The sequence below is a fragment of the Longispora sp. NPDC051575 genome (genome assembly GCF_040681875.1).
Lineage (GTDB): Bacteria > Actinomycetota > Actinomycetes > Mycobacteriales > Micromonosporaceae > Longispora.
Genome location: NZ_JBFAZP010000001.1, coordinates 37,588 through 52,795 on the forward strand (window position 1 = coordinate 37,588; position 15,208 = coordinate 52,795).

Below are 15,208 nucleotides of genomic sequence, written 5' to 3' on the forward strand. Positions count from 1 at the left end.
GGAAGGAATTTCGCGGGGGCGGTGAACAATCCGGCCCCGTCGCACGTGGTCGGGGTAAGGGCCACGCGGCACCACCACCGGACGGAGGCGTCAGATGCCGGACTTCGCCATCGACTACAGCGTGCTGCACGCCGCGCGCAAGGACCTGCACGACCTGGCCGACCGAATCGGCCCCCACCTCAAGGACAGCGCGTTCGCGCAGGTCGGCGGCGACTACGGCTCCGACACGGTCTTCGGGGACTCCGGGCTGGCCACGGCGTTCCGGGCCCTGTACCGCACGGCCCGGCACCCCATGGACAAGGCCGACGAGGACCTGCGCCAGCTCGGCGACATCTTCGGCTCGGTGGCCGACGGGTACTTCGACGTGGACGCCCAGATCGCCAACGGGATGGGCATGATGGGCGCCAGCCTGGGCCTGGACGAGTGGAAGGACAAGAAGGCCGCCTGGGACTACCTCCAAGCGCACCGCTCGGAGTGCATCGCCGGCCCGGACGGGTCGATGCCCGAGTTCTGCTCGGCCACCGACCCGGGCCGGCCGCCCACGGACTTCACCGTGAACACGGCCAGCGGCTCGGTGACCACGCACCTGACCCTCGACGAGCACAACAACGTGGTCAAGGAGGAGACGACGGTCGTCGCCGGCGACCAGCGGTACACGTCCACGACGACGTACACGCCGGACGGCAAGTCGCAGACCACCGACACCACGTTCGCCGACGGCAGCACCACGCACTCGGTGACCACGAACGGCGAGCACGGTTCCTCCGTGACGGACACGACCGACAACTCCGGCGCGCACACCCACACCGAGATCACGTTGTCGGAGAACGGCGGCGGCTCCATGGTCACCACCGGGAACGACGGCACGAAGACCGAGTACACCCGGCCCGACCGGTACGCGCCCTGGACGAAGGTCGAGCCCCCGCCCGAGTCCTCGTCCTACGACTACATCGCGTCCTGAACCACCCCACCCGAAGGAGCGTCATGCCCAACATCTCCCTGGACTACGAGAAGATCGACGCCACGTCCGGCCGGCTCGACGCCGCCGTGCGCGACATCCTGCCGATGCTGGAGACGTTGCGCACCGACGTGTCCGACCTGCTGGAGGACGGCCTGGTGTTCCAGCAGTCCAGCCCGGCGATGAAGGAGTCCTACGACAAGTTCAACACCAGCCTGCTGGGCGCGATCAAGGGCATCAACGACTTCGCCAAGCAGTTCCGCGACATCCGCACCTCGATGGAGGAGATGGACGGGGACATGGCCGGCAAGATCCGCTCGGCCTGACGGCGCACCGGCCGGGACCCGCCGTGGTCCCGGCCACCTCCCGGGCCTCGCTCCGGTCCCGGCCGGTTCCCCGGTGCCGCCCCCGGCCGGGGCTACTTCTCTGGCGCGGCCCCGGCCTTGGCCCATCAGCTCCGCAGCGTCGTCCGCGGGATCTGCACCGCCATCGCCGCCCCGCCCGCCCCGCCGGTGTAGCCGCGCCCGGCCGGCATCGTCGCCCGCACCTGGCTGGCGGACAGCCGCGCCCCGATCACGTCGCCCTCCGTCGTGGCCCTCGGGTTGAGCAGCACCCCGCGCCGGACCCGGCGGGCGGCGCTCACCCAGCTGCCCAGCGCGATCGACAGGGCGTCCAACGGACCGGCGTAGACCAGGGCCTCACCGTTGTCGCGGCCCGCCGCCACCACGTCCCGCAGCACCTTGTCGGCGGCCGGCTGACCCAGCAGGTCCGCGTCGTCGATCAGCACCACCCGGGGCCCGGGCAGCGCGTCGAGCGCGGCCCGCACCGCGTCGGCGGACGGGTCGGGGTCGGCGAGCAGGCGAACCCGTTCGTGCTGGCCCAGTCCGCGCAGCGGGGAGTCGCGCGGGGTCAGCACCACCAGTCCGGTACCACCGGCGAGCAGCGACACCGCCAGGCAGGCCAGGGTGTTGCTCCGCCCGGTGCCCGACGCGCCGCCGACGAAGAACGCCGAGGTGGTGGCGAGGTCCACGCCCAGCGGGGCCCCGTCGTCATCGCCGACACCCAGCAGTCCCCACAGGGGGCGGCGGAGTTCGGCGGGTACCCGCTCGTACACGTCGGTGAACTCGACCAGGTTGGGCAGGCCCGCGACCGGGAACGGCCGCCGCCGGCCCGGGGTGGCCCGGTTGCCGATCCGGCGCAGCGCCTCGGCCTGCGCGCGGCCGCTGTCGTCGGCGTCGAGGAGCGCCACCTGGGTCTCGGTCCGCGACAGCACGTGCCAGCCGCGCCCGTTGGCGATGTTCGCCGGCACCTTGCTCGGCATCAGCCCGACGAGCTGGTAGTCGTTGCGGTCGGTCTGGCGCAACAGCAGCTTGTGGTCGTTGTGCGCCGACAGCCGCCCGCCGAGCAATGCCCGTTCCGAGGTGGCGATCAGGTGCAGGCCCATGGCCGCGCCCTCCCGGGCGAGCCGGGTCACGTCGGTGAGCAGCCGGCCGTGGTCGTACTCGTCGAGGACGGGGGCCAGGGCGTCCCAGCCGTCCACGAACAGCAGCAGGTGCGGGGGACGCTCGGCAGGCGGGAGGAGTTGGCGGAGCTCGACCAGGTCGGCGCAGTGCGCGACCGTGCACGCCTCCTGCCGGCGGGTGAGTTCGAGACTGAGCCGTCGCAGCAGCCGGTCCATGCGTTCCATGTCGTGCCGGGACACCACGGCCCCGCAGTGCGGCAGACTCTCCAGGGCGGCCAGGCCCCCGCCGGCCGCGTCGATGGCGTACATGTGCACGTCGTCGGCCTTCGCGCGGGCCGCCGCCGAGCCGGCGATGGTCCGCAGCACCTGGGTACGCCCGGACCGGGGCGCGCCGATGACGTACAGGTGCCCGAAGGTCGCCAGGTCCACGGTGGCGACCCGGCGCTGCTGGAGCTCGGGCACGTCCTCCAGCGCGTACGGGATCAGCGCCGGCAGGCTGGGGTGCGCGTCCCCGGGTCGGGCGACGTCGGGCAGCTCGGCGAGCAGCACCCGGTCGTCCAGGGCCGGCAGCCACGGGCTGGGCTGGGGCGCGAGGTCGTCGAGCCGGCCGGCGGCCTCCCCGATCGCGGCGACCAGGGCCTGCAGATCGGTGGGCACGACCGGGCCCGCGGGGCCCGGCTCGGCCTCGGCGGCGGGCAGGTCCACGGGCCGGCCCAGCCGGTTCCAGGACAGTTCCACGGACCGGGCGGCCAACCGGCGGACCGGCGCGTCCCCGTCCGCGACGGGCCGCTCGGCGCCGACCCAGGCGGACTGGAACGGCACGGCGTTGCGGTGCCCGTACCGGACGAACGCCCGCCCCGGGGTGCCGGGCGAGATGTGCACCGCCTCGGCCGTGTCGATGATGTCCTGGCTCTCCACCGCGTCGGTGACCCGCAGCGCGATCCGCAGGTTGGTGTTGGCCTTGATGTCGGGGGTGACGGAGCCGGCCGGCCGCTGGGTGGCCAGGACCAGGTGCAGGCCGAGGGACCGGCCGCGCTGGGCGATGCTGATCAGGCCGGGCACGAAGTCGGGCACCTCGCGGACCAGGGTGGCGAACTCGTCGATGACGAGCAGCAGCCGGGGCAGGCGGGGCAGGTCCGGTTCGGCGCCGCGCCGGGCCCGGTAGGCGGCGAGATCCTTCACCTCGGCGTCAGCGAGGATGCGTTCGCGGCGGCGCAGTTCCGCGCCGAGGGAGTCCATGGCCCGGCCCACGAGGTGCGCGTCGAGGTCGGTGACCATGCCCAGGGTGTGCGGGAGCGCCTCGCACTCCCGGAAGGCGCTGCCGCCCTTGTAGTCGACGAGCACGAACGTCAGCTCGTCGGGCCGGTTGGTGGCCGCGAGGGAGGCGATGAACGCCTGGAGCAGTTCCGACTTGCCCGAACCGGTGGTGCCGGCGACCAGGCCGTGCGGGCCGTCGCGGACCAGGTCCAGGGCGAGGGGCCCGTCGTAGCCGGTGCCGAGCAGGAACGTGGTGGACGCCGGTTGCCTCCGCCACCGGGCCAGCAGCCGGTCGGCGTCGGGCGGTTCCTGGTCGAGCAGGTCGAGGAGCCGCACCTCCCCCGGCAGGCCCACCTCGTGTTCCGGGCTGACGTCGCGCAACGGGGCCAGGGCGCGGGCGACCTCCTCGCACCAGCCGGCACCGACGAGGTCGGCGCGGATGTCGGGGAGTTCCGGGGTACCGCCCCGGCGCAGGGTCAGGGTGCTCTCGCCGACGGCGACGACGGCGGCACACTCCTCGGGCAGGAGCCGTTCCTGCTGGTCGAGGCACACGCTGAAGATCCGCACCCGGGGCCCGTCGGCGAACACCTGCACCATGCCGGGCACGTCGCGCAGGTGCCGGGCCCCGTCGGCGATGACGAGGATGTCGGGGTCGGTGAACATGGCCCGGCCCATGGAGGAGCCCAGCACCCGGTCGCGGGCCTGGAGCTGGGCGACCAGCTCGTTGACCCGTTGGGCGACGGTCTCCGGGTCGTTGCCGACGCTGACCACCGGGCCGGTGGACCCTGCGGCGCGCAGGTGGGGCAGCCAGCGGGCCCAGTCCCACTCGGCGGCCCGGGACGGATCGGTGAGCAGCACCACGCGCAGGTCGCGGGGGCTGTGCAGCACCGCCGCCTGGGCGAGCAGCCAGCGGGCCAGGGCCAGCACCGCCTCGTCGGGGCCGGCGAGCCCGATCACGCCGTACTCCGGCAGTTCCAGGCCGACCGGCACGTCCGGGACCGTCCAGCGCACGGTGCGGTGGTTGTCGTCGCGGGCCGGGTCGTCGACCTCGGTCACGGACGGCAGGTCCACGGTGCCCAACCGGAGCAGCAGGTGGTCGGCGTCCCGGCGGCGGCGCTGCCAGAGCTTGCCGCCGGGGCCGGTGGCGATCAGGCCGACGGTCGCCGGATCGGGGCCGGTGAGGGAGCGGACCTCGCGCTCGTGCTCGACGTCCCCACGGATCTGCCGGTGCAGGGTCTCCAGCTTCTCCTGGTAGCGCCGGGCCGCCTCCTCGTGCTGGCGCCGGTTGGTGCGCCGGCCGACCACCCAGTTGCTCACCGCCATGACCGGGGTGAACAGGATGAACACGAGGTAGAAGTAGGACCGGAACACCCCGACCATGACCAGGCCGAGGATGACCGGGGCGAACAGCATCAGCAGCGGGAACGGCGCCCGCGAGCTGCGGGTCGGCGGGGTGGGCAGCCGGATGCGCTCGGCCTCCAGGTGCGGGGCGATCCGGGGTGGCCGGTTGTAGTCCCGGCTGAGCCCGTCGGCGGACTCGGTCACGGCCGCGTCGGCCTCCACGGGCGCGACGACCCGCAGCAGCCCGGCCCCGACGGCGACGTCCGTGCCCTCGGGCCAGGCGGTGCCCTGCCCGTCCGCGCTGCTTTCACGGGTACCGTCGGGCGGGGTCACGACGGCCGCCCGCACGAGACCCTCCGCGCCCGGGTCCCGGCGCCACGACACCGCGCCCGACGCGGCCACGGTCACCCACAGGCCGCGCGCCGGCGTGTCCTCCCCCTCCAGCCGGATCGCGCACCCCGGCCCGGCGCCGACCTCGTGGCTGCCGGCGGTCAGCTGCCAGGTGCGCCCGGCGTCGGGCCCGGACACGAGGTGCAGCTCGACGAGGACGGGCGCGGGCACCGGCGGTCCGGAGCGCGCCGGGGCGGCGGCAGGACCGGCCGGGCCGCCGAGGCCCAGGACGCTGCCGGCCCGGATCCCGCTGCCGGCCACCGGCCGTTCCGGTGCCAGGGCCGTACCGCCGAGGTAGAGGGGCCTGGCCTGGCCCGGGCCGAGGTAGGCCCGCAGTTGGCTGTCCGGCTCCCGTTCCCGGCCGAGCGCGGCGCTGAGTTCGGCGACGGTGCATCCGAGGGGCACCTCGACGAGGTGGTCGCGGCGCGAGCCGTCGGCGTGGTCCACGGAGGTGACGGTCAGGTTCATGGGGCTCCGGCCTCCGCCGCGTCGCTGCGCGGCGCCGGTTCGCGCGCCGCCGAGACCCCGGTGTCCCCGCCGCCGGGCTCTGCGTCGCCGCCGGTGTCGGGACGGGGCAGGGGTTGGAAGCCGCCGCGCCCGACGGGGCGGGGTGCGGCGATGGCACCGGCCGTGTCGCCGCCGGGCTCGGGCAGTTGGGTGGCGCCCCGGGTGGGCGGCCCCCCGGACCCGGGTGCCGGAAACGGCTTCCGCTCCGTCCTGGGGCGGGCGGGGGTCGTCTCCTCCGGCGGTTCGAGTGCGGACACCGCCAGCGCGCTGTCCGGCTCGTCGAGGATCACCCGGGGCGGCGTGGCGGACACCGGGCCGCCGGGTGGGACGGCCGGGGGCAGCGTGCCGACAAGTCCGGCGACCACGCGCGGCAACGCCGACAGATCGGCGGTGAGGTTCGTGCCCGCCACCCGGACCCGCCCGATCCGGTCGGTGTCCAGGATCCGGGCATAGCCGCGTGGCTCCCCCAGCACGAGCAGCAGCGCGCGGCCGGGCCAAGCGGGCGGCGAGGTCTCCAGCGCCCCGGGCAGTCCCGCGCAGACCGCGACGGCCGGCTCGCCGGTCGCGGCCCTGGCCCGGGCACCGCGCCAGGTGACGTCGACGGTCTCGCCGGGAAAGGACCGGTGCACCCCGTCGGAGACGAGCACCGAGCCCTCGGGAAGCCGTCCGTCGAGCTGGGCGGCCACGGCCTGCACGAGAGCACGGGCGGTGCGGCGGTCGCCGACGGCCGCCGTGACCGGGGGCCCGTCGACGAGGTCCAGCAGGACGAGCAACCCCTCCCGGTAGCGGTCGTCGAGTCCGACGACCACGAGGAGGGCCGTGCCGTCGCCGTCGGGCTCGGCGGCCAGGTCCGGCCGGTCGGCCCACCACAGCCGGGGGTCGTCCTCGTCGGCGGTCCACGGGCCGTCCGGCTCGGGCGGGGTGCGGCCGGCGAAGGCGACGCCGACGGTACCGGAGCCGAGCAGGACCGCGTACGGACGGCAGTCGGCGCCCGCCGTGCGCGTCGCGACGGACAGCAGAGCCCGCTCGGCGTCCGGCCAGGCCGTGCCGTCGGCGAGGAGCCGGCCGAGTTGCCGCCACCGGCGCAGATACTGGACCTGCCGGGTGACCGGCGTGGCGAAGGCGCGCAGCGTGGCCCGGGTCTCGTGCCGCGCGCGGCGGCGCACGACCGGCCAGCCTCCGGCCCGGCGCGCCAACCGGTGGGCGAGGACCGCGACGAGCACGAGGAGCCCGGCCAGGCCGAGGAGGGTGCTGATGAGTTGCCGGTGGGCGGCCAGTACCCCCATCACCGCTGGCCGCACCCTGGACGTGGCCGGCAGGGGTTCCGCTCTGTGGGCCGGTGAATCCGGTAGCCGGTGTCGCCGAGGTCGATGGCGCGACGCAGCGCGGCGAGCGCGTGGTGCGTCCGGGACCGGACCGTGCCCCGGGGGATGCCGAGGGCGGTGGCCACGTCGTCGCCGGCCCGGTCGAGCAGGTGCACGTGCGCGAGGATCTCGCGGTGCGCCGGCCCGATCCGGCGCAGGCCGCCAACGAGCAGGTGCCGGTCCGCCACCGCCTCGGCCGGGTCGCCGCTACCCGCCCGGAACGCGTCAGAGGCGATCCCGACCGGCACGGACCGGTCGCGTCGGCGCAGGTCGACGACGAGGTTGCGGGCGACGCGGAACAGCCACTGCCGGATCGGTCGGACCTGCCAGTCGAGCTCGTCGGCGTGCACCCATGCCCGCAGCAGAGCCTCCTGGACGATGTCCTCGGCGAGGTGACTGTCGGCGGCCAACAGCGAGGTGACATAGCGCAGGAGCGGGCCCCGGGCGGCCACGAGGTCGCCGGTGAGGTTCGCCGGGGTGCCACCGGGCACGTCTTCCCCCTCTACGTCCAGAGGAGGTCGCCACTACGGTGCCCGCCGTCCTCCTTCGAAGCTCCGCGTACTGCGCGCGGTCGCCGAGAACGTTACCGGCGGATGACGGAAGCTCCGGGTGGCGAGAGATGAACACGGAATGTCCACTAGGTATCCACTATCGACCACATAGGAGATCAACACCACCATTCGGAGTGAAAACCCTCCGGTGGCGGCTACGCCATCGAGAACGGCACCTCCGACGTCACCGCCCTCGTCTCGGCCGTCGTGGCTCTGATCTGGTCGAAGTGCCCGAACCTCGACGCCAACAACATGATCACAGGGGCACTGCTGGTGATCGGGGACTCGCCGTCACGCTCATGGCCGTCCGGCACCGACATCGCAGCTCCACCAACCGAAACAGGGCGACCCCGGCCGGCACACATGCCTTCGCCCCCAGGGCCTGGTCAGACCCAGCGCCGGATCTGGAAGTACAGGTTGAGGGGCGTCTGCTCCAGCGGCACCGTGTGGACCTGTCCCGCGGCGTCCTGGTAGGTGACCTGCTGCTTCAACACCTCGTTCGCGGCCTGGTTGTGCGACCGCTCCAGAGGCCACAGGTTCGGGTACGCGTCCGAACCCGCCCACTGGAGGTCCCGCACGTGGTCGGCCTCGTGCGTGCCCCAGTCATAGCCGTACGCGCGCAGGAGTGCCCGGAACTGGTCCTGGACGACTCCACCGCGGACCGCCCCGACCCGGACCCGGGGCCAGACGCTGTTGATGCTCGGGAAGAACTTGCTGCCGGTGCTCACGCCGATCCTGATCACGTACTCGCCGGTGTCGCGTCGCGTCGCGTTCCTGCGGACATCGGACAGCCCCGGGGTGTTGGGCACGACCAGCCAGTCGGGCTCGGTGAGGAAGTAGCGGTTCTCGCCGAGCGTGATCGACATCGGGTACAGGCCCGGCGGCTTGTGCCAGTCCATCGGGATCGGATCGTTCTTCGTCCGGCCGGTGGGTGCCTGGTTGGCGGTCCCCCCGGGGCCGCCCGCGCCGCCCGGGGCGCCCGGACCGCCTGCGCCGCCTCCGCCGGGTAGCAGGTTGAGTTGGTCCTCCGGGCTGGTCGCGGCGCTGAACAGCTTGCCGAGCAGGTCCTGGAGCGTCGCCAGGCCCTGGGTGATGTTGATCGTGGTGGCGGCCGGGCCGTCGCCGGCCCCGGCGCTGTTGTAGCCCACGTCGACCGTGGCGCTCAGCGGGATCTTGTAGTCGAGGTTCTTGCGGACCAGTTCCCAGTCGCGGCGCCACTTGTAGCCGAGCAGCGTGGCCTCCAGGAAGGCTCTGAGGTCGAAGAACAGGTTGAAGTTCAGGCTCCGGTCCGCGTGACTGCGCAGGTGCAACCGGCCACCGTGGTAGTACATCCCCACCCTGTCGTTGACCCGCAGTTCGGTCGACGCCCCGGTCGAGGCCGTCAGACCGGCACCGATGGCCGCGATCTCCAGGCCGGCCGCCTTCGCGGCCGCCTTCAACGAGCCTTCCAACTGGAACACGAGGGCCAGGCTGCCGGACAGGTCGAGATTGCCGATCATGCGGAACTCGTTGTCGGTGGCGAACATCTGCGGCACGGCCAGGATGGCGGCCACGCCCTCGGCCGCCTTGCTCCGCACGCGGTTGGCGGCGGCGGCCGGACCGAGGAGCCAGTCGAACACGCCGGCGGCCTCGGCCACCTTCTTCGATCGCATGCCCAACTGGATGTTGCGGATGCCCGCCCGGTAGGCCCCGGTGACCCCCGCCTTCGCGGTGGCCTTGCCGTCCAGCCCGACCCGCACCCCGAGTTGGGGTATGCCCAGGGTGGCGAGCGGGATATCGCCGGAACTGAGCTCCCAGAGCTTGCTCGCGGCCCCCGCCGGCACGAGGTTCCAGTCGGGCACGTCGAGGACGACCTCACCGATCGGCCCCTCGCTGATCGTGGCCTGTGGGGTGTCCGGGACGCCCATCGTCGGACCGGTGTTGCGGGGCGCGGGGGCCGGTGTGGGGGCGGGTGCGGCGGGGGCACCGGCGGGAGCGCCGGCGTCGAGGGGCTCACGCTGGGCCACGTAGGCGGCCACGGCGGCGTTGCCGGCCGAACGTTGCAGGGCCACCAGTCCTGCCGCGCTCCCGGCCGTCCGGGGGCGGGCGGCGACAGCGCCCACCGGGGTACCCCGGTGGGCGCTGTCCGCTTCCGCTCTGGTGTGCGGCACCTGACCTCCCGAGGAGAAGACCCGCCTGTGGCCATGATGCGCCGCGCGCCGTCCCGGGGCCTAGGTCCATTCGGGCAGGGCTGAACTGCCCTCTTCCCGGCAGTTGCGGGGACAACCGGCCGGCTGCGCGGCACCAGCGTCAGTGCCCTCGATGACGCCGCGTTGCTCTACGCACCGGCCGCGCCCGGCGCAGACCTCATGTGGACCAGCAGGGCCCGGGTAACCCACGCCAACCGCACGGCGAGGTGCTGCCCGGGGCTACGTGGACTGGCGCCGGAGCAGATAGCCGCCGGCGAGGCCGCCGAACAGGCCGCACAGTGCCATCAGCGATCCTCGGGCGTCCGACACGAGGACATAGGCCGCTCCGAGGGTTTCGAGGCTGCCCTTCGCGCCCCGGGATCTGCTCAGGCTGTCGCTGACGAAGCCCTCGGTGTCCATGTCCCGGCATTGCCGTTCGTACACCGCCCCGTCGCTGCTGATGCTCGCATAGCAGTACAGGTCACCCAGCTGGGTGGGTGCTTTGACCGACTGCAACGCCAGGACGCTGACGAACGCTATCAGGGCGAGAAGGGAGAGGAGTCCCATCGGATGCATCCGACCGCCGAAGAACATGCCCGCGACCGCGGCCGCCGCCACCGGCAGGGTGATCAGCAACAACCAACCCCAGGACCGGATGATCTGGGTACTGAGCGTCGGGTTCGTCAAGCCCTTGAGCAGAGAGAACACTCCGGTGCCGACCGGCCCGACGAGGGCCGCGCCCACCAGGACCCGATATGCCGTCCGCTGCTCCGAGTCGGCCCCGGCCCACCAGCCGCGGAAACCGGACTGGAGGAGCTTGTCCGCACGGGCGGTCGCGGCCTTCTCCAGTGGATCGGGGGCGGGCTGCGGGTGGGGTTCCGCGCCGGAATCGGCGTTGCCGAGCAACGGATTGCGATCGGGTCCGCCGAGTGGTCCCACCTCGCCAGGATCGGGGGCCATGACCACCACCACCTTGAAGACTCTCGCCTCGAAAATACCACAATTTGGGGTACGGGGAGCCGCCGACGGTCGCCACCGCGCGGCACTCCGAAACGCCGGCTACCTGTACCGCTGCCTCAGCCACGGGGTGCTCTACGACCCGACGGGGCGTTTGACTCCGAGGTCGTCGAGGAGCCAGCTGGAGCCCGTCGCCGTGCGGGGTGCGTGGGGCGGCCGGGCACCGTTCCCCCGTCAGAACTCTCGGGCTCGGGACCAAGAGACGTGTTCACCGCCGCCGCCGCGCAGGCCTACCAGCTAGGGATCCCGCTTCGGGAAGGCGAGGGCCTCACCGCTCGAACCGGACGCACAGGGGTGAGCGCGCGGCCGCGCACGCGGGTAACCTGTGCGGCTGTGTCTGATGAAGCGTTGATCTCCAGCCTGACCGTCGCCGTGGCCGCGAGCCCCACCGACGTGCCGCTCCGGGTGCACCTGGCCGGGCTGCTGCTGACCGCCGGACGGTCGGCCGAGGCGATCGGCCACGCCGCGGTGGCTCTGCAGCACGATCCGACTCATCCGGAGGCCCAGCTGCTGATGCGGCGGGCCATCGCGCCGCCGGCCGTGCCCGCCGAGGCCGACGCTCCGCCGGCCGGGATCGAGGACCGGTTCGACGGCCTGGCGGCCGAGCTGGCCGACGTGTTCCCGCCCCGGTTCGCCGCCGAGCCGGCCGCCGGGCCCGTCGGTCACGTCCAGCCGGTGGCCGGGGACGCCGACCGGATGTTCGACGTCGAGCGGGTCGCGCTCAGCCTCGCCGACGTCGGCGGCATGGTCGAGGTCAAGCAGCGGCTGGAGCTGGCCTTCCTCGCGCCGATGCGCAACCCGCAGCTCCGCGCGATGTACGGCAAGAGCCTGCGCGGCGGCCTGCTGATGTACGGCCCGCCCGGCTGCGGCAAGACCCACCTCGCCCGGGCGGTCGCCGGCGAGCTGGGCGCCGGGTTCATCTCCCTGACCATCGTGGATGTGCTCGACATGTGGATCGGCAGCTCGGAGAAGAGCCTGCACGAGGTGTTCCAGCAGGCCCGGCGGAACGCGCCCTGCGTGCTGTTCCTCGACGAGATCGACGCACTGGGCGGCAAGCGCAGCAAGATCAACTCGCACGGCATGCGGACCGTGGTCAACCAGCTCCTCGCCGAACTCGACGGTGCCGACTCCGACAACGACGGCGTGTTCGTCCTCGCCGCGACCAACGCGCCGTGGGACGTCGACGCCGCCCTGCGCCGCCCCGGCCGCCTGGACCGGACGCTGCTCGTCCTCCCGCCGGACGGACCGGCCCGGTCGGCGATCCTCGAGTACCACCTGCGGGGCCGGCCGATCGCCAACATCGACCTCGCCCGGCTCGTCGCCGCCACCGAGCACTTCTCCGGCGCGGACCTGGCGCACGTCTGCGACACCGCCGCCGAGTACGCGATGCACGACTCGATCACCAGCGGCGAGGTCCGCATGATCGAACAGCGCGACTTCGAACGGGCGCTCGGCGAGGTCCGGTCCTCGATCACGCCGTGGCTGGACACCGCGCGCAACGTGGCGCTGTTCGCCAACCCGGACGGGGCGTACGACGAACTCGCGAAGTACCTGAAGTCCCGGAAGATGTTGTGACCGACCTGGAACGGGCCCGCGAGCTGTGGAAACTCGACCGGGAAGCCGACGCGCTGCCACTGGTGGTCCGGCACCTGGCCGCCGAGCCTGAGAGCGCCGCGGGCTGGCGGCTGCTGGCCAACTGCCAGTCGGTTCTGGGCGGCAGGGACGAGGCACTGGCCGCCGCCCGCCGCGGGTTCCACCTCGACCCGGAGGAACCCTGGTCACACTGGACCCTCTCCGACGTCGAAGCCCTGCACGGCCGGACGGCCGAGGCGGTCGACCTGTCCCGCAGCGGTCTCCGGCTCTGGCCGCAGTTCTGGTACGGCCACACCCATCTCGCCCGGCGACTGCTCCTGGCCGACCAGGCCACCGAGGCCCGTCGGCACATCGCGCGGGCCCTCGAACTGGAGCCGGAGATGGTCTGGAGCCACACCGTGCTCGCCGAGATCGAGGAGTACGACGGCGACGCGGCCTCGGCGATCGCCCAGTGGCGCCAGGTACTGGCCCTCGAACCGGACAACGCCGACGCCATGCAACGACTCAGCTCCCTGCAGCTGAGGACGGGACGGGTCGGTACGGCGCTGTCCGGCTTCACCACCGCCGCCGGGCTCGAGCCGGAGGACCCGCTGCACGCCCTGCACGTCAGCTGGGGCCTGAGACTGCTGCTCAACCGGCTGTACTACGTCACGACCGCCCTCGCCGGGGTGCTCGGCACGCTCTGGCTGTTCAGCGAGGTCGATCAGCCCGCGCGGCTCCTGGTCGGAGGGCTGGGGCTGGCCGGGGTGGCGACAGCGGCCCACCGGACGCACCGTGGGCTGCCCCGGGGCGCGAAGGCCCAGCTCGCGATGTTCGTCCGGCGGGGCCAAAGTCTCTTCCGGACCTGGGTGGCCACGCGGGGCATGGCCGTCGTGGTCGTGGCGCTCGCCGTGCTGCCGCGCCTCCCACCGATCTGGGAGTGGCACTGACCGCTCCCCCCGTCACAGTGGGCGAGCCGGAGCCTGGTCTATGGCCCGCGCTCCGATCGACCCGACGCCACGGACATGGGCACGGGAGTGGTCGTGCGCGGGTCCGGAGTTTCCGCGCCGGCCGGCATCACACGTGCCGACCTGTGGGTCGTGCGGTTCGGCGGCGTGCGCCGCCCCCGCAGATCTGCCAGGGGCGGCGCACAGTGCCCGGTGCGGCCACGTGTCGCGTTCGCGGTCAGAATCCGGTGATCTGCCAGGTGAAGGTGGTCGTGCCGGTGACGCCGCCGCTGGTGCTGGCGGTGACCTTCACCGGGTACGAGCCAACCGTGGTCGGGGTGCCGGTGACCGTGCCGGTGGAGCTGATCGACAGCCCGGCGGGCAGGCCCGTGGCCGTGTAGGTCAGGGCCGCGCCGGTGCTGGAGGTGGCCCGCACGGTCAGCGGCCACACGGAGAAGCCCCGCCAACTGCTCTGCGCGCCGGGGTTGGTGACGGTGACGGTGCCGCCGGGCTGAACGGTCGGGGTCTGCGACGGCCGCACGGTCGGACTGGTCGACGGGCTCGGCGGGGTGCTGGCGGACGGGGACGCCGTCGGGCCGGTGCCACGGACGGCCTGGTCCCACAACGTGTAGGCGATCCCGTCGGCGCTGTGGTTGAGCGCCGTGTCGTTGATGTTCGCCGTGGTGTCGCACGACTGGTGGTAGCAGGGGTCGTAGGGCTGGTTGGCGGTGCCGCCCCACTTGGTGGCCTCCGCCGTGGACTTGCGGGCGCTGGCCCCGGTGGCGTACCCGCTGGTGGGGATGTTCGCGTTCTTGAACGAGTAGTCGTCGGAGCGGCCCTGGCCCTCGACGTTCTCCTGGGGCGCGAGGTTCAGCGAGGTCCAGTACGCCTTCATCGGCGCGGACGTCGCGCTGTTGAGGTTGTTGATGAAGTATCCGCCGTTGGTGGACGCGATCATGTCGAAGTTGTAGTAGCCCCGGATCGCGGTCCTCTGGGGGGCGATCAGGGAGTTGACGTAGAACTTGGAGCCGTTGAGGCCCTGTTCCTCGTCCGTCCACCAGCCGAACCGGACGTGGCGTGCCATGGTCGGGTTCTTCGCGGCCAGGACCAGCGCGGCCTCCAGGATCGCCGCCGAACCGGAGCCGTTGTCGTTGATGCCGGGGCCGGCGGACACGCTGTCGAGGTGCGCGCCGAACATGACCGTCTGGTCGGCGTCGCCGCCGGGCCAGTCCGCGATCAGGTTGTCCGAGGCGTAGGTACAGCCGCTCGTGCACCGCTGTCGGGTGACGGTGTACCCGGCGGCCTTGAGTTTCTGTTCCACGTAGGCCACGGAGGCGGTGTGCCCGGCGGACCCGGCGCGGCGGTTGCCGCCGTTGTCGCGGGCGAGGGTGCCGAACTGGGCCAGGTGCGCCTTGACGTTGTCCACGCTGATGTCGGGTGCGACATCGGCGACGGCGCTGCTCGGGGCCGGGGCGGCGGCGGCGAGTCCGACGGCGGCGGCCATCGAACCGGCGAGCGCGACGGCGGCGGTGCCGAGCAGCAGGGTGCGGCGCAGGGCCGGGGAGGTGCGCGGAGCCATGTGACGGGGCCTTTCGGGGGTGGGTGGCCGGTCCGGGGCGCGTCTCCCCTCTCACGGGACGCGCCCCGGACCGGAGCGGATGGACGGGACGGCTG

Annotated in this window: 11 protein-coding genes; 4 read left to right on the plus strand and 7 right to left on the minus strand. The window is 73.2% G+C overall.

The annotated features are described in order from the left end of the window. Positions 1 to 94: 94 nt before the first annotated feature. Both AB0M43_RS00100 and AB0M43_RS00105 read left to right on the plus strand, forming a co-directional pair. Positions 95 to 961 (plus strand): hypothetical protein, encoded by an 867-nt coding sequence (locus AB0M43_RS00100; protein ID WP_363719557.1) that lies wholly within the window; start codon positions 95 to 97, stop codon positions 959 to 961. 23 nt (positions 962 to 984) lie between these two features. Next, complete coding sequence (locus tag AB0M43_RS00105) at positions 985 to 1,284, plus strand: hypothetical protein (RefSeq protein ID WP_363719559.1); 300 nt, start codon at positions 985 to 987, stop codon at positions 1,282 to 1,284. A gap of 125 nt (positions 1,285 to 1,409) precedes the next feature. On the opposite strand, the gene AB0M43_RS00110 is transcribed toward AB0M43_RS00105, so the two are convergent. The 6 genes from AB0M43_RS00110 to AB0M43_RS00135 all read right to left on the minus strand — a co-directional run bounded on the left by AB0M43_RS00110 (position 1,410) and on the right by AB0M43_RS00135 (position 10,958). After that, a complete protein-coding gene (locus AB0M43_RS00110) occupies positions 1,410 to 5,876 on the minus strand; it encodes an FtsK/SpoIIIE domain-containing protein (protein ID WP_363719561.1) in 4,467 nt (1,488 codons plus the stop codon). After that, complete coding sequence (locus tag AB0M43_RS00115; RefSeq protein ID WP_363719563.1) at positions 5,873 to 7,204, minus strand: hypothetical protein; 1,332 nt, start codon at positions 7,202 to 7,204, stop codon at positions 5,873 to 5,875. Before AB0M43_RS00115 ends, AB0M43_RS00110 begins: the two co-directional genes overlap by 4 nt. Then, on the minus strand, positions 7,201 to 7,770 hold the full coding sequence (locus tag AB0M43_RS00120) for a sigma-70 family RNA polymerase sigma factor (RefSeq protein WP_363719565.1): 570 nt from the start codon (positions 7,768 to 7,770) through the stop codon (positions 7,201 to 7,203). The genes AB0M43_RS00115 and AB0M43_RS00120 overlap by 4 nt, the downstream gene beginning before the upstream one ends. A gap of 215 nt (positions 7,771 to 7,985) precedes the next feature. Next, positions 7,986 to 8,150 carry a hypothetical protein gene (locus tag AB0M43_RS00125; protein WP_363719567.1) on the minus strand — a complete coding sequence of 55 codons (165 nt, stop codon included), beginning with the start codon at positions 8,148 to 8,150 and terminating at the stop codon, positions 7,986 to 7,988. 66 nt (positions 8,151 to 8,216) lie between these two features. Continuing rightward, positions 8,217 to 9,980: a hypothetical protein gene (locus AB0M43_RS00130; protein ID WP_363719569.1), complete on the minus strand. Its 1,764-nt coding sequence runs from the start codon at positions 9,978 to 9,980 to the stop codon at positions 8,217 to 8,219. 258 nt (positions 9,981 to 10,238) lie between these two features. After that, positions 10,239 to 10,958 carry a hypothetical protein gene (locus AB0M43_RS00135; RefSeq protein WP_363719572.1) on the minus strand — a complete coding sequence of 240 codons (720 nt, stop codon included), beginning with the start codon at positions 10,956 to 10,958 and terminating at the stop codon, positions 10,239 to 10,241. A 390-nt stretch (positions 10,959 to 11,348) separates the two neighbouring features. Here AB0M43_RS00135 and AB0M43_RS00140 point away from each other — a divergent pair, with 390 nt between their 5' ends. Beyond that, positions 11,349 to 12,590 (plus strand): ATP-binding protein, encoded by a 1,242-nt coding sequence (locus AB0M43_RS00140; RefSeq protein ID WP_363719574.1) that lies wholly within the window; start codon positions 11,349 to 11,351, stop codon positions 12,588 to 12,590. Further along, complete coding sequence (locus AB0M43_RS00145) at positions 12,587 to 13,537, plus strand: tetratricopeptide repeat protein (RefSeq protein WP_363719576.1); 951 nt, start codon at positions 12,587 to 12,589, stop codon at positions 13,535 to 13,537. The genes AB0M43_RS00140 and AB0M43_RS00145 overlap by 4 nt, the downstream gene beginning before the upstream one ends. A 235-nt stretch (positions 13,538 to 13,772) precedes the next feature. Here the strand turns inward: AB0M43_RS00145 and AB0M43_RS00150 are convergent, their stop codons facing one another. Then, positions 13,773 to 15,113, minus strand: a complete 1,341-nt coding sequence (locus AB0M43_RS00150; protein WP_363719578.1) for a M28 family metallopeptidase — start codon at positions 15,111 to 15,113, stop codon at positions 13,773 to 13,775. Positions 15,114 to 15,208: the final 95 nt, after the last annotated feature.

What these genes read in the sequence shown, in the direction of transcription:
- AB0M43_RS00125 (WP_363719567.1), bottom strand. Translation starts at nt 8,150, where the DNA reads ATGTCGGTGCCGGACGGCCATGAGCGTGACGGCGAGTCCCCGATCACC.
- AB0M43_RS00110 (WP_363719561.1), bottom strand. Translation starts at nt 5,876, where the DNA reads ATGAACCTGACCGTCACCTCCGTGGACCACGCCGACGGCTCGCGCCGC.
- AB0M43_RS00150 (WP_363719578.1), bottom strand. Translation starts at nt 15,113, where the DNA reads ATGGCTCCGCGCACCTCCCCGGCCCTGCGCCGCACCCTGCTGCTCGGC.
- AB0M43_RS00105 (WP_363719559.1), top strand. Translation starts at nt 985, where the DNA reads ATGCCCAACATCTCCCTGGACTACGAGAAGATCGACGCCACGTCCGGC.
- AB0M43_RS00100 (WP_363719557.1), top strand. Translation starts at nt 95, where the DNA reads ATGCCGGACTTCGCCATCGACTACAGCGTGCTGCACGCCGCGCGCAAG.
- AB0M43_RS00135 (WP_363719572.1), bottom strand. Translation starts at nt 10,958, where the DNA reads ATGGCCCCCGATCCTGGCGAGGTGGGACCACTCGGCGGACCCGATCGC.